The 17,058-nt window shown below is 71.1% G+C and carries 14 protein-coding genes; 7 read left to right on the forward strand and 7 right to left on the reverse strand.

Features of this window, described 5'->3' with window-relative positions; genetic code table 11:
• Positions 1-26 precede the first annotated feature (26 nt).
• From BT364_RS15040 to BT364_RS15055, 4 genes are all read right to left on the reverse strand, one after another.
• The gene (locus tag BT364_RS15040) at positions 27-680 is read right to left on the reverse strand and encodes an imidazolonepropionase-like domain-containing protein (protein WP_072485648.1); all 654 of its coding nucleotides are present in this window, start codon (positions 678-680) and stop codon (positions 27-29) included.
• Positions 681-837: 157 nt separating this feature from the next.
• Positions 838-2,037, reverse strand: coding sequence for a cyclic dehypoxanthinyl futalosine synthase (gene mqnC / locus BT364_RS15045; RefSeq protein WP_072485649.1), 1,200 nt, complete (start codon positions 2,035-2,037; stop codon positions 838-840).
• Positions 2,038-2,108: 71 nt separating this feature from the next.
• Complete coding sequence (locus tag BT364_RS15050; RefSeq protein ID WP_072485650.1) at positions 2,109-3,959, reverse strand: serine/threonine-protein kinase; 1,851 nt, start codon at positions 3,957-3,959, stop codon at positions 2,109-2,111.
• Positions 3,960-4,368: 409 nt separating this feature from the next.
• Positions 4,369-5,247: a menaquinone biosynthetic enzyme MqnA/MqnD family protein gene (locus BT364_RS15055; RefSeq protein WP_072485651.1), complete on the reverse strand. Its 879-nt coding sequence runs from the start codon at positions 5,245-5,247 to the stop codon at positions 4,369-4,371.
• A gap of 416 nt (positions 5,248-5,663) precedes the next feature.
• Between BT364_RS15055 and BT364_RS15060 the strand changes: the two genes are divergently transcribed.
• Positions 5,664-5,867: a cold-shock protein gene (locus tag BT364_RS15060; protein ID WP_003967102.1), complete on the forward strand. Its 204-nt coding sequence runs from the start codon at positions 5,664-5,666 to the stop codon at positions 5,865-5,867.
• A 254-nt stretch (positions 5,868-6,121) separates the two neighbouring features.
• Positions 6,122-6,946, forward strand: coding sequence for a MerR family transcriptional regulator (locus tag BT364_RS15065; RefSeq protein WP_072485652.1), 825 nt, complete (start codon positions 6,122-6,124; stop codon positions 6,944-6,946).
• Between the two features lie 73 nt (positions 6,947-7,019).
• Here BT364_RS15065 and BT364_RS15070 read toward each other — a convergent pair whose 3' ends face one another.
• Positions 7,020-8,252, reverse strand: a complete 1,233-nt coding sequence (locus BT364_RS15070) for an amidohydrolase family protein (RefSeq protein WP_072485653.1) — start codon at positions 8,250-8,252, stop codon at positions 7,020-7,022.
• A gap of 263 nt (positions 8,253-8,515) precedes the next feature.
• Here BT364_RS15070 and BT364_RS15075 point away from each other — a divergent pair, with 263 nt between their 5' ends.
• The gene (locus BT364_RS15075) at positions 8,516-11,473 is read left to right on the forward strand and encodes an SARP-family global regulator AfsR (protein ID WP_072485654.1); all 2,958 of its coding nucleotides are present in this window, start codon (positions 8,516-8,518) and stop codon (positions 11,471-11,473) included.
• A gap of 221 nt (positions 11,474-11,694) precedes the next feature.
• Positions 11,695-11,907: a hypothetical protein gene (locus BT364_RS15080; protein ID WP_072485655.1), complete on the forward strand. Its 213-nt coding sequence runs from the start codon at positions 11,695-11,697 to the stop codon at positions 11,905-11,907.
• 142 nt (positions 11,908-12,049) lie between these two features.
• Here BT364_RS15080 and BT364_RS15085 read toward each other — a convergent pair whose 3' ends face one another.
• Positions 12,050-12,844 (reverse strand): thioesterase family protein, encoded by a 795-nt coding sequence (locus BT364_RS15085; protein ID WP_072485656.1) that lies wholly within the window; start codon positions 12,842-12,844, stop codon positions 12,050-12,052.
• A 171-nt stretch (positions 12,845-13,015) separates the two neighbouring features.
• Positions 13,016-14,572, reverse strand: a complete 1,557-nt coding sequence (locus BT364_RS15090; RefSeq protein ID WP_072485657.1) for a FadD3 family acyl-CoA ligase — start codon at positions 14,570-14,572, stop codon at positions 13,016-13,018.
• A gap of 91 nt (positions 14,573-14,663) precedes the next feature.
• Here BT364_RS15090 and BT364_RS15095 point away from each other — a divergent pair, with 91 nt between their 5' ends.
• The 3 genes from BT364_RS15095 to BT364_RS15105 are packed head-to-tail and all read left to right on the forward strand — an operon-like array spanning position 14,664 to position 17,046.
• Complete coding sequence (locus BT364_RS15095; RefSeq protein WP_107408240.1) at positions 14,664-15,812, forward strand: lipid-transfer protein; 1,149 nt, start codon at positions 14,664-14,666, stop codon at positions 15,810-15,812.
• Positions 15,813-15,825: 13 nt separating this feature from the next.
• Entirely contained in the window at positions 15,826-16,266 is a 441-nt protein-coding gene (locus BT364_RS15100; RefSeq protein WP_177328134.1) for a Zn-ribbon domain-containing OB-fold protein, read from the forward strand.
• A 6-nt stretch (positions 16,267-16,272) separates the two neighbouring features.
• Positions 16,273-17,046: an enoyl-CoA hydratase/isomerase family protein gene (locus BT364_RS15105; protein WP_072485660.1), complete on the forward strand. Its 774-nt coding sequence runs from the start codon at positions 16,273-16,275 to the stop codon at positions 17,044-17,046.
• The last annotated feature ends 12 nt before the right edge of the window (positions 17,047-17,058 follow it).

Genomic DNA, 17,058 nt, shown 5'->3' on the forward strand with positions numbered 1-17,058 from the left:
GGCAGGCGGGACATTCGAAACGCGCCCTAGCGGCGCCGGTGCACCAGCCGCCCGCCCAGCACCGTGGCCACGCACCGCCCCGCCCCCGCCGCGCACAGCGCCGCCTCATCGGGTACGTCGAAGACGGCGAGGTCGGCGCGGCCGCCGACGGTGAGCGGGCCGTGCACGGAACCGGGCAGGTCATACCCCTCCACGAACGGGTCCAGGCTCGGTTCGCCGACCAGGATGCCGGGGGCGCCGACGACCGAGACCTCCGTCATACCCGAGCGGGCGACGGCGGTGCGGACGGCCGGGTCGTGGAAGCGGCCCGCGAGGTGCGTCGTGCCGTACCGCAGCATCTGCTGCAGCCCGCGCCGTACGCTGCCCGCCCGCCGCGTCGCGTCCATCTCACCGACCAGCCGCTCGAACGCCTCGCCCCACAGCGGCTGGTCGCCGAGCGCGTCCGCCTCTCGCGGGTCGGGGTGGTAGCAGCGGGTGAGCAGCCACAGCCCGTGCCACTGCCGCAGTCCCGGCGTGATGACGCCCGGCCATGTGCGGACCCGGGCCGTGGGGTGGGCGGCCACGACCTCGTCGTACGGTCCGAGCGCGACGATCCGGTCGCCCTCCACGGCCACCGCACCCTGCGCAACGGCAGCCGCGCCGACCGGAAGAACCAGCGGCGCGGCATGAACGGTCAGCAAAGCGGCCTCAGACCGACCGGCAATCGGGGGGCGGCGTCGCGGGGCCGGGCACGCGCGTCTGCCGCGTTGTCGTCAATCACCATGGCTCAATCCTCCGCCTTGCAGCCGCACGCACCCAGCCCCGCTCCTTCTCCCACCCCCCGATTACCGGTCGGCCTCAGTTGGCGTTGAGGAGCTTCAGCTCCGGGTGCGCCGTGCCGCCCTCGATGGCGGTGGACGAGATGTGCGAGACCACGCGCTCGTCGACCGGGTCGTTCGCCGGGTCGTCGTGCACGACGAGGTGCTCGTACGTGGTGGCGCGCTGGGCCGGCACCCGGTCCGCCTTGCGGATCAGGTCGATGATCTCCAGGCGGTTGGAACGGTGCTTGGCACCGGCCGAGGAGACGACGTTCTCCTCCAGCATGATCGAGCCGAGGTCGTCGGCGCCGTAGTGCAGCGAAAGCTGGCCGACCTCCTTGCCGGTGGTCAGCCAGGAGCCCTGGATGTGGGCGACGTTGTCGAGGAAGATCCGGGCGATGGCGATCATCCGCAGGTACTCGAAGAGCGTGGCCTGCGTGCGGCCCTTCAGCTTGTTGTTCTCGGGCTGGTACGTGTACGGGATGAAGGCGCGGAAGCCGCCGGTGCGGTCCTGCACGTCGCGGATCATCCGCAGGTGCTCGATGCGCTCGGCGTTGGTCTCGCCGGTGCCCATCAGCATGGTGGAGGTGGACTCGACACCGAGCCGGTGGGCGATCTCCATGATCTCCAGCCAGCGCTCGCCGGACTCCTTGAGCGGAGCGATCGCGGTACGCGGCCGGGCCGGCAGCAGCTCGGCGCCGGCTCCCGCGAAGGAGTCGAGACCGGCGGCGTGGATGCGCTGGATGGCCTCGTCGACGGAGACCTCGGAGATCCGGGCCATGTGCTCGACCTCGGAGGCGCCCAGCGAGTGGATGACCAGCTGCGGGAACGCCTTCTTGATCGCGGAGAAGTGCTCCTCGTAGTACTCGACGCCGTAGTCCGGGTGGTGCCCGCCCTGGAACATGATCTGCGTACCGCCGAGTTCGACGGTCTCCGCGCAGCGGCGCAGGATGTCGTCGAGGTCGCGGGACCAGCCCTTGGCGGTGTCCTTCGGTGCGGCGTAGAAGGCGCAGAACTTGCAGGCCGTGACACAGACGTTCGTGTAGTTGATGTTGCGCTCGATGATGTACGTCGCGATGTGCTCCGTACCGGCGTAACGGCGGCGTCGTACGGCGTCGGCGGCCGCCCCCAGTGCGTGCAGCGGGGCCGAGCGGTAGAGGTCCAGCGCCTCCTCCGGAGAGATCCGACCGCCCTCGGCGGCTCGGTCGAGGATGGGCTGAAGGTCGGCCTTCTCGGTCACCGGGCTGTCACCTTTCGGCGGTTCTTCAACGGATCGACGGACGGTTCAGCGTACGCCAGCCCCTTGCGGGGTCAGCCGCCGGACCGGCTCAGCGTGCCGTACGGCAGACCCGCGCCCCGCTCCTCGGACCGGAAACGCAGGGTGCCGTCGGCGGCCCGGGTGAAGTGGACGTCGGTGGTGGTGGAGGTGCACAGGGCCGGGGTGCTGGGCCGGTCCGGGTCGACGCGTTCGTGGAGGGTCACTTCCTCGGCGGTGCCGGAGGTGAGGCTGGCGACGCTGTTGCAGCTGACGGTGACCCCGAGGCTGGTGACCTCGGTGTTCATCCGGACCACGTCCGTGCCCTTCTTCCCTGCGGTGAAGACGGCGGTGAGCGTGCCGTGCGGCTGCCCGGTGGTCTTCTCGGTGACCGGGCCCTTCCAGGTGCCGATGAACTCCTTCGGGAGCTCGGTGATCTGCTCCGGGCTCCCCGTGCCCGAGTCCGTGGGCTGCGACGGCCGGCCGGACGTCGCGGCATCGGGCGGGGTGCTGCCGACATTGCCGTGATCGGCGTTGTTCCGGCCGCCGCCGCCCGGCATCAGGTCGAAGATGAACGCGCCGCCCACGGTCACGGCGGCGAGCGCACCCGCCACCGCGAGGGCGACGGTGCAGCTCAGCCTCCGGCCCCGGTCCGCATCCGGCCGGGCCGGGCCGGAGTCCGCGCTGACGGTGACGGAGAAATGGGGGTCGGACGCGCGTTGTCCGGGCAGCCCGGACGTGTCGGTCCGCGACGGCGGCCCGGACGCCCCCGATGTCCTGGCCGACTGGGCCGCGCCCGCGGGCGCGGGCCACGAGGGCAGTACGCCCGGGTGGGACAGCCGGGTCGGGTCGTGCGTGGGGAAGGGCTCGGCCGGCGTCCCGAACCCGCCGCCCACGCCCCCGGCCCCGTTCGCGCCACTGGCGTCGTTCCGGCCGTATGCACCGTCGGCGCCGCCCGCACTCCACGCCGCGCTGCTGAACGGCACCGGCCCCGACTGCACCGGCGCGTCCTGTGGCTCCAGGTCCAGCAGCGCGACCGCCGCCTGGCTGACCTCGCGCACCAGCGGTCCGGGCAGCCAGCCGGCCGCCACCAGCGCGGCGGCCCCGCCCGGCGCCAGCCGCCGGGCCAGCTCCATCGGCGTGGGCCGGTCCTCGGGCTCCTTCTCCAGGCACCCGGCGACGAGCTCCCGCAGGTCCCCCTCCAACTCCCCCAGCTCGGGCTCCTCGTGCACCACCTTGTAGAGGAGTACGGCCGAGGAGTCGCCGAGGAAGGGAGAGGTACCGGTCGCCGCGTACGCGAGCACCGCGCCGAGCGAGAAGACATCGGCCGCACCCGAGATGTCGGTACCCCGGATCTGCTCCGGCGCCATGTAGCCGGGCGAGCCGACCGAGACCCCGGTGGAGGTGAGCGAGGCGGTGGCGCCGATGGCGTGCGCGATCCCGAAGTCGATCAGCCGGGGGCCGTCCAGAGCCAGCAGTACGTTGGACGGCTTCACATCGCGGTGGATGACGCCCTGCTCGTGCACCGCGGCCAGCGCCTCGCCGAGTCCGGCGCCCAGCGTCCGTACCGCGTTCTCGGGCAGCGGCCCGTGCTCGGCGACCGCGGCGGAGAGCGGAGGGCCGGCCACGTAGCCGGTGGCGACCCAGGGAATGGGCGCATCCGGGTCGGCGTCCAGAACGGGGGCCGTCCATTGCGCGCCGATCCGCCGCGCCGCGTCCACTTCGCGGCGGAAGCGCGCACGGAACTGCTCGTCGAGAGCGAAATGCGGGTGCACGACCTTGACCGCGACGGTGCGCCCGCCGGCGCTGCGCCCCAGATAGACCCGGCCCATGCCGCCCGCACCGAGCCTGCCGAGCAATCGGTAGGCACCGATGCTCAGCGGTTCGCCGGCTTCCAGCGGCTGCATATGGACTCCCCCTGTGGACCGGCCTGACCTCCGACCGAAGCCTAGGGGGCGAAGGTCATCGGGTCACAGAGGAAACCATCCGCCTATTTCGCTCCTAACGGAACGAACAACAGCTTTCGACACAACAAAAGGCGTGAATGTGTCGTTCACCCGAGCGATTCCTGGTACCGGCCGGGGCACACCGCGGGCACCATCCGGGAATCGGCTATTCGACACGTAATAACCCGAATCGAGGCCGGACCGGCGGAAACCGGGAGAAGGAACGGAAGATGCCGGGGAAGGCCGGAGAAGGGGAGGGAGGGATAAGAGCCCGGAGAAGCCCCGTCCGGAGAAGTACAGGATTCACCTATATCCCGCATATCCCGGGTCCATCCCGCATATCCCGGGCAACCCCCGCCCCGCCTCACGGTCAGCCGCCGAGCAGCTCGACCTTCACGTCCGCCGGGAAGCCGGTCGTCGGACCGACCCGGCGCGCGAACTCCTGCACGCCCGCCAGCTGGTCCGGGCCGAAGCGGAAGTCCAGGGTCGTGAAGTACCGCTCCAGCACCTCCGAGTCGAAGGCCTCCCAGCGCGCCGCCTGCTCCGCGACCTTGGTGACCTCCTCCAGGGAGAGGTCCCGCGAGGCCAGGAACGCCTCGTGCACCTTGGCCACCTGGTCGGGCCGGCGCGCCAGGTAGTCCTTGCGGGCCGCCCAGACCGCGAAGACGAACGGCAGCCCGGTCCACTCCTTCCACATCTGTCCCAGGTCGTGGACCTGAAGGCCGAGCCGCGGCGCGTCGTGGAGGTTGGCGCGCAGCGCGGCGTCGCCGATCAGCACGGCGGCGTCCGCCTCCTGCATCATCAGACCGAGGTCCGGCGGGCAGGTGTAGTAGTCCGGGCCGACCCCGTACCGCTCGGCAAGCAACAGCTGGGCCAGGCGTACGGAGGTGCGCGAGGTCGAGCCGAGCGCCACCCGGGCCCGGTCCAGCTGGTCCAGCGGCACCTGCGACACGATCACGCAGGACATGACGGGCCCGTCGCAGCCCACCGCGATGTCGGGGAAGGCGACCAGGTCGTCGGCGTTGCGCAGGAACTCCACGAGCGTGACGGGGCCGATGTCCAGATCGCCTCCGATCAACTGCTCGCTGAGCTTCTCCGGGGTGTCCTTCGAGAGCTCCAGGTCGAGCAGGGTCCCGGTGCGTGCCAGACCCCAGTACAGGGGAAGGCAGTTCAGGAACTGGATGTGGCCGACGCGCGGCCTGCTGCGACGGCCGTCGCCTGCGACGGTTGAGACGGTTGAATTGTCCACATCGCGAGGCTAGACCCGTGGCGCGATCCGTACGGCACCGGGGGCGCGGGGCGCACCCGGTCTCACTCCCCGGAGCCCACGTCCCACCGCGCGGAAACGCGGATGCCGCCCCGGCCCCGTCCGGAACCGCTTACGGAGCACCCCGAAGGCGCCCTCCGTACCCCTGGAAGTCGCCTTAGCAACACCCTCCGGTACGCCCACTTCGTCAGCCGATGAGCACAGCAATCAAACATCCGGGTGAAGTGATCTTTCCCTCTACCGTTCGATACATGCTGCGTGCTAGGCTCGACGCAAGTTGCAGTTTGGTTTCCCTTGCAGTACAGAGCCTGCGGAGCATGTAACCCGCAGGCTTTTGTAGTTTTCAGACTTCTTTGCAGGTTCTGGAGCAGGGCAACCCTTTGGCCCAAGGAGGGCTTATGGCTACCGGAACCGTCAAGTGGTTCAACGCTGAAAAGGGCTTCGGCTTCATCGCCCAGGACGGCGGCGGCCCGGATGTCTTCGTCCACTACTCCGCGATCAACGCGTCCGGGTTCCGCTCCCTCGAGGAGAACCAGGTCGTGAACTTCGACGTCACTCAGGGACCCAAGGGTCCGCAGGCTGAGAACGTCACCCCGGCCTAGTTGCCCGGGTCGGCCGATCGCGGCCGGCTAGTAGTACCCAAGGAGCCCCGCTCCTCCGCCTCGGCGGGGAACGGGGCTCCTGCCTTTTCCGTTCCCCCCTTTTCCGTCCGATGCCCCTGCCAAGGCCTCCTCTCTCGCCGCGCTCCCCCTTTCCGGTGCCCGCTTCCGATACCCCTCCTTATTCTCCGCTGCCCGGCCGCAGGGCGGCGGCGCTTGACCTTGACACCGTGTGAAGGGGTGCGCTGGGAGACATCATGTTCACCATCGGAGACTTCGCCAGGTACGGGCGGGTGTCGGCCCGGATGCTGCGTCACTACGACGCCATCGGGCTGCTGCACCCCGACCGCACCGACCCCGCCACCGGCTACCGCTTCTACGGCGCCGCCCAACTCGCCCGCCTCAACCGCATCATCGCCCTCAAGGATCTCGGCTTCACGCTCCAGCAGGTGCAGGCCATCCTCGACGAGCAGGTGGGGCCGGAGGAGCTGCGCGGGATGCTGCGGCTGCGTCAGGCGGAGCTGGAGGAGGCCATGAGGGCGGCGGCCGCACGGCTGGCGCAGGTCGAGGCGAGGCTCCGGTCGATCGAGAGCGAGGGACGCATGTCCATGGACGATGTCGTCGTCAAGAATGTCGCCGCCGTACGGGTCGCCGAGCTGGCCGGCACCGCGGCGAGCTACGAACCGGAGGACATCACTCCGGTGATCGGCCCGCTGTACGACCGGCTGTTCCCGCTGCTGGACGAGGCGGGCGTCGGTCCGAGCGGGCCGGGGATCGCGTACTACGAGGATGCCCCGGAAGGCGGCGCGGTCGTCGTCCACGCGGGGGTCACGGTGTCCGCCCCGGTGGGCCCGCTGGGCGACACCGGGATCACGGTGGTCGAGCTGCCCCCGTTCGAGGCGGCGACCGTCGTCCACCGGGGTCCGATGGACGGCGTGCTGCCGACGTCCCAGGCCCTGGCCCGCTGGATCGACGCCAACGGCTACCGGTCCGCGGGGTACGCGCGCGAGATCAGCCTGGAGTGCCCCGAGGACCGGGACAAGTGGGTGACGGAGCTTCAGGAGCCGGTCATCAAGGTCTGACCCGCTCCGGACAGCTATGGGTGGAGAAGAACGTGACACTCGTTGCCTGAAGTGTCACGTTCTTCTCCGCTCCCTAGTGCCCTCCGCCGGGTCCTGACCACAGCCCGTCGTCCGTCAGCCCCAGCAGGTCGATCGCGTTGCGGCGCACGATCCGGTCCACCACATCGGCGTCCAGATGCCCCATCTGCGCCTCGCCGACCTCGCGCGACTTGGGCCAGGTGGAGTCGGAGTGCGGGTAGTCCGTCTCGTACAGGACGTTCCCGACGCCGATCGAGTCCAGGTTCTTCAGCCCGAAGGCGTCGTCGAAGAAGCAGCCGTAGACGTGCTCGGCGAACAGCTCCGACGGCGGGCGGTGGACCTTGTCGGCGACGCCGCCCCAGCCCCGGTTCTCCTCCCAGACCACGTCGGCGCGTTCGAGGATGTACGGGATCCACCCGATCTGGCCCTCCGCGTACATGATCCGGAGGTTCGGGAACCGTTCGAACTTGCCGCTCATCAGCCAGTCGACCATCGAGAAGCAGCAGTTGGCGAAGGTGATGGTGGATCCGACGGCGGGCGGGGCGTCGGCCGAGGTGGACGGCATCTTCGAGGACGAGCCGATGTGCATCGCGATCACCGTCCCCGTCTCGTCACAGGCCCGCAGGAAGGGATCCCACTCGTCCGTGTGAATCGACGGCAGTCCGAGGTGCGGGGGTATCTCGGAGAACGCCACCGCGCGCACGCCGCGCGCCGCATTGCGCCGGACCTCGTCGGCGGCCAGTTGTGCGTCCCAGAGCGGGATCAGGGTGAGCGGTATGAGCCGGCCCCTCGCCTCGGGCCCGCACCACTCCTCGACCATCCAGTCGTTGTACGCGCGCACTCCGAGCAGCCCCAGCTCGCGGTCCTTCGCTTCGGTGAAGGTCTGGCCGCAGAAGCGCGGGAAGGTGGGGAAGCAGAGCGCGGACTGGACGTGGTTGACGTCCATGTCGGCGAGGCGCTCGGGCACCGAGAACGAGCCCGGGCGCATCTGCTCGTACGTGATGATCTCCAGCTTGATCTCGTCCCGGTCGTAGCCGACCGCGGTGTCGAGCCGGGTGAGCGGACGGTGCAGGTCCTCGTACACCCACCAGTCGCCGATCGGCCCGTCGTCACCCTTCGCACCCATCACGGGCGCGAACTTCCCGCCCATGAAGGTCATTTCCTTGAGCGGCGCACGGACGATCCGCGGGCCGCGGTCGAGGTACTTGGACGGGAGCCGGTCCCGCCAGACATGAGCGGGCTCCACCGTGTGGTCGTCCACCGAGATGATCTTCGGGAAGGTCTCCATGTTCTCCACGTTAGCGCCGATCTGACGAACCGTCAGCAATCTCGACCGGACCCCGTTCCGCAATCGTTGTCGAGGGCTTGTGCAGAGAGTCACCCACTGCTGACGTGTCCGCCCAAGACAAGGCAGACTGTTGAGCGCGATACCAGCGGTACCGAGCAATCCGGATCCACCCGCCCCGGACCGGCACACGGGCGGGCATATCCAGGCAGGCAGAGACAGCACGATGGGCGACACCGGCGGGGCGAGCAGGACAGGGGGCAGCAATGGACCGTGACCACGGGTCACACGTACGCGTTCCGGAGCAGCGCGCTCCGCAACAGCGGTCGGCGGGCAACGTCGATCTGCGTTTTTCCGTGCTCGGTCCGGTACGGGCATGGCGGGACGGCGAGGCGCTGCCGTCCGGTTCGCCGCAGCAGCGGGCCCTGCTGGCGGCGCTGCTCCTGCGCGGCGGCCGCACGGCCACCGCCGCCGAACTCATCGACGCCATCTGGGGCGACGAACCGCCCTCGCAGGCGCTCGCCACCATCCGTACGTACGCCTCCCGCCTCCGCAAGGTCCTCGACCCGCAGACGCTGGTCAGCGACGCCGGCGGGTACGCGATCCGGGCCGGCCACGACACCCTCGACGTGACGGTGGCCCAGGAGCTGGCGGCCGACGCGGACAAGGCCCGCGCGTCCGGCGACCGCTGCCAGGCCCGGACCCTCCTCAACGAGGCGCTCGTGCTGTGGGACGGCGAGGCCCTGGCCTCCGTGCCCGGACCGTACGCCGAGAACCAGCGCACCCGGCTGGAGGAATGGCGGCTCCAGCTCACCGAGTCCCGCCTCGACCTGGACCTGGAGGTCGGCTGCCACGCGGAGGCGGTCTCCGAGCTGACCGCGCTCACCGCCGCGCACCCGCTGCGCGAACGGCTGCGCGAACTCCTGATGGTCGCCCTGTACCGCAGCGGCCGGCAGGCCGAGGCGCTGGCCGTCTACGCCGACACCCGCCGGCTGCTCGCCGACGAACTGGGCGTCGACCCGCGCCCCGAGCTCGCCCAGCTCCAGCAGCGCATCCTGCGGGCCGACGAGGAACTCGCCCGCCCCGCGGACGAACCGGCCCCGGCCCCCGCGCCGGTGCGCCCCGCCCAGCTCCCGGCCACCGTCCCGGACTTCACCGGCCGCGCCTCCTTCGTACGCGACCTGAGCGACCGGCTGGCGACCGCCGAGGGTTCGGTGATGGCCGTCTCGGCGCTGGCCGGCATCGGCGGCGTCGGCAAGACCACCCTCGCCGTGCACGTCGCCCATCAGGCACGCCAGCACTTCCCGGACGGCCAGCTGTACATGGACCTCCAGGGCGCGGGCGCACGGGCCGCCGAGCCGGAGACGGTCCTCGGCGCGTTCCTGCGCGCGCTGGGCACAGCGGACTCGGCGATCCCCGACTCCCTGGACGAACGCGCCGCCCTGTACCGCTCCACGCTCGACGGCCGCCGCATCCTGGTCCTCCTCGACAACGCCCACGACGCGGCGCAGGTCCGCCCCCTGCTCCCCGGCACGGCGGGCTGCGCGGCGCTGATCACCAGCCGCGTCCGGATGGTCGACCTGGCCGGTTCACATCTGGTCGACCTGGACGTGATGTCCCCCGAGGAGGCGCTCCAGCTCTTCACCCGCATCGCGGGCGAGGAACGCATCAACTCCGAGCGCAAGGCCGCCCTGGACGTGGTCGCCGCCTGCGGCTTCCTCCCCCTGGCCATCCGCATCGCCGCCTCCCGCCTGGCCGCCCGCCGCACCTGGACGGTCTCCGTCCTGGCCGCCAAGCTCGCCGACGAACGCCGCCGCCTGGACGAACTCCAGGCGGGCGACCTCGCGGTGAAGGCCACCTTCGAACTCGGCTACGGCCAGCTGGAGCCCGCCCAGGCCCGCGCCTTCCGCCTCCTGGGCCTGGCCGACGGCCCCGACATCTCCCTCGCCGCGGCGGCGGCCGTGCTCAACCTGGAGACCCACGCGGCGGAGGACCTCCTGGAGGCCCTGGTGGACACCAGCCTCCTGGAATCGGCCGCCCCCGGCCGCTACCGCTACCACGACCTCGTGCGCCTCTACGCACGTTCGTGCGCCGAACGCGACGAGGAGCCCCAGGAGGAGCGGGAGGCGGCGTTGTCGCGGCTGCTGGACTTCTATCTGGCGACGGCGGCGGGGGTGTACGCGCTGGAGCGGCCGGGGGACCGCGCCGTTGCCCACCTGGTGGCCACCGAGCACCCGGGGCTCGAATTCACGGACGGACCGCAAGCCGTGGACTGGCTGTACAGCGAGGCCGATTCACTGCTCGCCTGCGCCCATCAGAGCGCGTCGAACGGAATGCTTCAGCGAGCCGTCGACCTGCTCTGCGCCGCCAAGGACCTCGCCGAGTCGGGCGCCAACTCCCGCCAGTACGAAACCACCGGCGCGGCCCTGCGTGACGCGGCGCGGGCCGCCGCCGACCCTCGCTCCGAGGCGCGGGCCCGTGCCTCGCTGTCCACCGTCTACCTCGTCTCCGGCCGTTTCACGCTGGCCGACGAGGAGGCACGGCACGCAATGGATCTGGCGGAGAGCACCAAGGACCCGATCCCCGCGTGCTGGGCACCCAATGATCGCGGCATCATCGCGTTCTACCAGGGCAGGCACGAAGAGGGCGAAAAGTTCCTGCAGGCGGCCATAGACAACTACCGCGCGGACGGAAACCTGGTCGGTGAGGCATCCGCGCTGTGCAATCTCTCGCGCATCCACGTGAACATGGACCGCACGGCCAGCGCGGTCGAGCTCGCCCAGCAGGGCACAGCCATCTTCGACGGAATGGGACTCAGCCTCCGTACGGCCAACGGCCGCTTCGCGCTGGGCATCGCGCTCACCCAGGCCGGAAGGCCCGCCGAGGCCCTGGAGGAGCTCAACGAAGCGCTGCGCGTGTTCCGGGGCAACCGGCAGCGGCTCTGGGAAGGCTCGACCCACTTCCGGATGGCTGAGGCACACCTGGCCGACGAACGCCCCGCGCAGGCGGCTCAGCACGCGGAGCAGGCCCTGGCTCTGCGTGTCATCGGAGGCGAATGGATGCGAGGCAACGTTTTGATCACCTTGGGACGCGCCCTCGAAAGCCTCGGTCAGATCGACCGGGCCCACGCATGCTGGACCGAAGCACTTGGCATCCACGAGCAGTTCGGAGCTGCGGAGGCGGACAAGGTCCGGGCACTCCTCAGCCCGATCAGTGCAGCCTGAGACCGACCGGAACCGGCAGAGAGCCGCCGGCGTTCATCGAACGTTTATCGCCACTCGTCAGTCTTAGCCCATCGATCCGTCGCGTCGGGGGGCAGGCGGGTCGCACGGGGGACCACACCGCTAGGGTGAACGGCCCTGACATGCCCGTCCGGCGTCCCACGGGGGAGTCGCCGGACGGGCATCGCCGACCGAGCAAGCAAGATCTCTGGGAGTTGACAGGCATGAGCGACGCACTGAAGCCGAAGACCGGTGGCGCCACCACTCAGGAGAATCACGCCGGCAGCCCGAGCAGCGGTGGCAGCGCCGTGAAGCCGCTGGAGAACCACGCCGGCAGTGTGGCCGAGGACATCACGACTCTGGAGAACCACGCCGGCAGCACGCCGAAGGACCTCCTCAAGACGCAGGAGAACCACGCGGGTTCCGAGAAGGCCTGAACGTCACTCGACGGGGGAGCGGCCGCGGCGGCGCGGAGGGGGAGCCGTCGCGGCCGCTGTACGTCCGAGGGGCACGAGCCAATGGCTCGTGCCCCTCTCCGCGTTCGCCTACGCGCTGACACACCCCGGGCGGGGCCGGTGGTCACAAGGGGCGGACGGTGAGGATCTGCTGGGCGTGGCCGACCGGCCCCTCCGCGTCGTGCAGGACGGTGCTGGTGATGCCCTGGCCGGTGGGGCCGAAGGTCACCGTGGTGTCGAGTCCGGTCCAGCGGCCCCCGGGCCGGCGGTGGAGGTGGATGGTCAGGTCGACGTTGGGGAACATCCAGGCGGTCGGCGACTCGCGTACGGCGATGCCGTTGGCGGTGTCGACGAGCGCGATGTAGGACGCGAGGGGGCTCGCGGTCTGCCCGGCGACGAGGTCGAGGGGTGTGGAGATCCAGGCGGTCGTGCGGCCCGGCTGCGGTTCGGCGAGCGGGCGGACGTCGAGGGAGGCGATGTAGCCGCCGGGCCAGACGTCGCTCATCTGCCAGGACTTGAGCGCCTGGGGAGGGGTGAGCCGGCCCTCGGCGCCTCCGGCGACGGCGGTGGTGTCGCCGGGGGCGAGGAGCCAGGCGCGGGCGCGTACGACGGGTCGGCCGGCGATCAGGGCGACGGCTTCGAGCAGTTCGATGGTGCGGCCGGGCCGGAGGGTCTCGACCCGGATCTCGCACTCGTCGAGGGCGAGCCGCCCGAGGATGTCGAAGCTGATCCGGGACAGGACCGGCCCGCTGTCCGGGCCGCTGTCCGGGCGCGCGGCCAGGTGGCGGTCGATGGCGTGGACGATGAGGCCGCCGAGCGGGCTGAAGTGCTGCTCGTCGGTGTCCCAGGCACCGCCCGCGTGGGCGGTGGGCTTGTAGCGGTGCTCGTCGATGGGCTCGTAGTAGCTGCCGGTGTTCAACGCGTGTTTCCTCGCTCCGGTGACGGGTGGGGCTCAACGAGCGAAGACGCTACTGGCCAGGGCGACATGGACGACGGTGCCCCCCGAGGATGCCGAGCAGGGCGTTGCGGCGCCACAGGTGCGGGCCGACCGTGACGGCCGGGCAGTGCCCCGTCCGGGAGACGGCGACTGCTACCCCCGCCTCCGCAGCTCCCCCTTCACCACCTTGCCGCTCGCGTTGCGCGGCAGCTCGGTCACGAACTCCACCGCCCTGGGGACCTTGTAGTTCGCCATCTCGCGGCGGGACCAGGCGATCAGGTCGTCGGCCGTCACCGTCGCGCCCGGCCGCCGCACCGCGTACGCCTTGCCCACCTCGCCGAGGCGGGGGTCGGGGATGCCGATCACCGCGACGTCGGCCACGTCCGGGTGCAGGCCGAGGAGCTGTTCTATCTCGGCCGGGTACGCGTTGAAGCCGCCGACGATGAACATGTCCTTGATCCGGTCGGTGATCCGCAGGTTGCCCGTCTCGTCGAGGACGCCCACGTCGCCGGTGCGGAGCCAGCCGTCGGGGCTGATCGCGGTGGCCGTGGTCTCCGGGTCCTCGAAGTACCCCTGCATCACGTGGAAGCCGCGGACCAGCACCTCGCCGGGCATGCCGGGGTCGGCCAGGACGCAGACCTCGGTGTCCGGGATCGCCCGGCCGGACGTCGAGGCGATCGTCTCGGCGGGGTCGCCGCGGCGGCACATCGTGACGATGCCGCTCGCCTCGGAGAGGCCGTACGCGGTGAGGACGGTGGCGATGTGGAGCTCGGTGCGCAGGCGTTCCACCAGTTTCAGCGGGACCACCGCCGCGCCCGTCACCACCAGGCGGAGGGCGGAGAGATCGTGGGCGGAGCGCGCCGGGTGGTCCAGGAGGGACTGGTGGAGGGTGGGCGGGCCGGGCAGCACCGAGATGCGTTCGGCGGCGATGTTGGCCAGGACCGTGTCCACGTTGAAGACCGGTTGCGGGACCATCGTCGCGCCCCGCATCAGGCAGGCGATGATGCCCGCCTTGTAGCCGAAGGTGTGGAAGAACGGGTTCACGATCAGGTAGCGGTCGCCCTCGCGCAGATCCGCCAGCTCGCTCCAGATCGCGTAGCAGCGCAGGGTCTGGGCATGGGTGATGACGGCTCCCTTGGGCCGGCCCGTGGTGCCCGAGGTGTAGATGATGTCGGAAGGGGCCGAGGGGGCGATCGCGTCGGCCCGGGACCGTACCGCCGCACCGGACACCCCCTCCCCCGCCGCCAGGAAGTCCTTCCAGGTGACGTAGTCGTCGGGGGCGGCGTCCGCCAGCACCACCACCTTCTCCAGGCAGGGGAGTTCGGCATCCGCCCGGCGCAGCGACGCCACGTACGAGGTGCCGAGGAAGGTGCCCGTGACGAAGAGGAGTTTCGCCCGGCTGCGTTGCAGGATGTACGCCGCTTCGCTGCCCTTGAAGCGGGTGTTGAGGGGGACGAGGACCGCGCCGGCCGTCACCGCCCCCAGCGCGGAGACGATCCAGTCCAGGGTGTTCGGGGCCCAGACCGCGACCCGGTCCCCCGGCTCGACGCCCGAGGCCATGCACGCGGCGGCGGCCCGCTCCACGCGCTCGCCGAGTCCGGCGTACGAGATCCGGGTGCGGCCCTCGACGACCGCCTCCCGGTCCCCGTACCGCCGCGCCGCCGCCCGGACCAGCTTCGGGATGCTGCCCCACTCCTCGTCGCCGCGCATCGTTCGCCTCCCTGACGCAGTAGCTGACTATCCGTCAGATTAGCTGTAGCCTCAGCCGCTGTCAGCAGTCATGACGGCCTGGGAGGTGGCGGTGACGGCACTCAAGGACGCGACGGCGATAGCCGGCATAGGGCAGACGGCCTTCGCGAAACAACTGCCGGAGTCCGAGAAGACCTTGGCCTGCCGGGCCATCGTCGCGGCGCTCGACGACGCGGGCATCGCCGCGTCGGAGGTGGACGCGTTCGCCTCGTACACGATGGAGGAGACCGACGAGGTCGAGATCGCCAAGGCCGTCGGGGCGGGCGACGTCACCTTCTTCAGCAAGGTGGGGTACGGCGGCGGCGGCTCCTGCGCGACGATCGCGCACCTCGCCGCCGCCGTGGCGACGGGGCAGGCGAGCGTCGGGGTCGCCTGGCGGTCGCGCAAGCGGGGGTCGGGGCCCCGGCCCTGGAAGAACACCGCGGTGCAACTGCCCACCCCCGCCCAGTGGACCCGCCCGTACGGGCTGCTGCGGCCGGCCGACGAGATCGGGATGCTGGCCCGGCGGTACATGCACGAGTACGGGGCGACCCGCGACCACCTCTTCAACGTCGCCCTCGCCTGCCGCAACCGCGCCAACCAGAACCCGGACGCGGTGATGTACGAGCGGCCGCTGACCCGCGACATGTATATGACCTCACGGTGGATCAGCGAGCCGCTCTGCCTCTTCGACAACTGCCTGGAGACGGACGGGGCGCTGGCCTGCGTCATCGTCTCCGCCGAGCGGGCCCGGGACTGCCGGCAGAAGCCCGTCTACATCCACTCCGTCGCCCAGGGGCTGCCCGCCCAGCACCACGGGATGATCAATTACTGGAACGACGACCCGCTCAGCGGACCCGCCTGGACGGCCGCCCGGCAGCTGTGGAAGCAGGCCGACTTCGGCCCGGACGATGTCGATGTCGCGCAGATCTACGACGCGTTCACCCCGCTCATCCCGCTCTCCCTGGAGGGCTACGGCTTCTGCGGGCGCGGCGAGGGCGCCGCGTTCACCGAGGGCGGGGCGCTGGAGAGCGGCGGGCGGCTGCCCATCAACACCGGGGGCGGCGGGCTCAGCGAGGCGTATGTGCACGGCTTCAACCTGATCAACGAGGGCGTCAAGCAGCTGCGCGGCGTCTCCACCGCCCAGGTCCCGGACGCCGGGACGTGCCTGGTCACCGCCGGCGAGGGCGTGCCCACATCCGCCGTACTGCTGAGGAGTTGAGGAGTTGACCGGGATGGATGCCCTGCTGCTGCCCGTCGTGGACGAGGACGGCGCCCCCTTCTGGGAGTACGTGGCCCGCGGCGAACTCCGCGTCCAGGCGTGCGCCGCCCAGGAGTGCGGACGGCTCCGCTTCCCGCCCCGGCCGTGCTGCCCGCACTGCCAGTCCTTCGAGAGCGAGTGGCGGCCGATGAGCGGACGCGGCCGCATCTGGTCCTACGTACTGCCGCATCCGCCACTGCTGCCCGCGTACGCCGCGCAGGCCCCGTACAACGCCGTCGTGGTCGAGCTTGCGGACGCGCCGCAGATCCGGCTGGTGGGGAATGTGGTGAGCGGTCCGGACGCCCCGCTGGACTCGGTCGATCCGGGGCGGCTGCGGATCGGTGCACCGGTGCGTGCGGTGTTCTGCCCGGCCGGTCCCGGGGTGACCCTGGTGCGCTGGCTGCTGGAGCGGTGAGGGGCGATGGCGCTGCGAACGGAGACGGACAAGGAGACCGGGGTCGCGCTCGTCACCCTCGACCGGCCCGCCAGGCTCAACGCGATCGACCTGGCCACGGCGGCCGAACTGGCCGCCGTCTGGCGGGCGTTCCGCTTCGACGACGGGGTGCGGGCGGTGGTCCTCACCGGTGCGGGCGGCCGGGCCTTCTGCACCGGGATCGACCGGGACGTGGACGTGCCGCAGCCCTCGTCCCCGTACACGATCGACGATCCGCTGCTCGCGATCGGGCCGAAGGCGAACGACCTGTGGAAGCCGGTGATCGCGGCCGTGGAGGGGATGGCCTGCGGCGGGGCGTTCTATCTGCTGGGCGAGGCGGAGTTCGTGATCGCGTCCGAGGAGGCGACGTTCTTCGACCCGCACACGACGTACGGCATGGTCAGCGCGTACGAGGCGATCTCCATGGCGCAGCGGATGCCGTTCGGCGAGGTGGCCCGGATGTCGCTGATGGGGACCGCCGAGCGGGTCTCGGCCCGTCGCGCGTACGAGACCGGGCTGGTCAGCGAGGTGACGGCGCCCGGCGGCGCGGTGGACGCGGCGCTGCGGGCGGCAGGCGTGATCGCCTCGTACCCGACTCAGGCGGTGCAGGGGACGGTGCGGGCGGTGTGGTCCGCGCGGGAGGCGGCCAGGGCGCGGGCCATGGCCCACGCCCCGCACCTCATCGCACTCGGCAATCTGCCGCCGGAGCGGCAGGCCGAACTGTTCCGGGGGCGGGGCGCGGGCGAGTTCCGGACGCGCTGACGGGCCTGCCGG

The sequence above is a fragment of the Streptomyces atratus genome, assembly GCF_900119365.1.
Taxonomy (GTDB): domain Bacteria; phylum Actinomycetota; class Actinomycetes; order Streptomycetales; family Streptomycetaceae; genus Streptomyces; species Streptomyces atratus_B.

What these genes read in the sequence shown, in the direction of transcription:
- BT364_RS15050 (WP_072485650.1), bottom strand. Translation starts at nt 3,959, where the DNA reads ATGCAGCCGCTGGAAGCCGGCGAACCGCTGAGCATCGGTGCCTACCGA.
- BT364_RS15060 (WP_003967102.1), top strand. Translation starts at nt 5,664, where the DNA reads ATGGCTACCGGAACCGTCAAGTGGTTCAACGCTGAAAAGGGCTTCGGC.
- BT364_RS15065 (WP_072485652.1), top strand. Translation starts at nt 6,122, where the DNA reads ATGTTCACCATCGGAGACTTCGCCAGGTACGGGCGGGTGTCGGCCCGG.
- BT364_RS15070 (WP_072485653.1), bottom strand. Translation starts at nt 8,252, where the DNA reads ATGGAGACCTTCCCGAAGATCATCTCGGTGGACGACCACACGGTGGAG.
- BT364_RS15075 (WP_072485654.1), top strand. Translation starts at nt 8,516, where the DNA reads ATGGACCGTGACCACGGGTCACACGTACGCGTTCCGGAGCAGCGCGCT.
- BT364_RS15080 (WP_072485655.1), top strand. Translation starts at nt 11,695, where the DNA reads ATGAGCGACGCACTGAAGCCGAAGACCGGTGGCGCCACCACTCAGGAG.
- BT364_RS15090 (WP_072485657.1), bottom strand. Translation starts at nt 14,572, where the DNA reads ATGCGCGGCGACGAGGAGTGGGGCAGCATCCCGAAGCTGGTCCGGGCG.
- BT364_RS15100 (WP_177328134.1), top strand. Translation starts at nt 15,826, where the DNA reads ATGGATGCCCTGCTGCTGCCCGTCGTGGACGAGGACGGCGCCCCCTTC.
- BT364_RS15105 (WP_072485660.1), top strand. Translation starts at nt 16,273, where the DNA reads ATGGCGCTGCGAACGGAGACGGACAAGGAGACCGGGGTCGCGCTCGTC.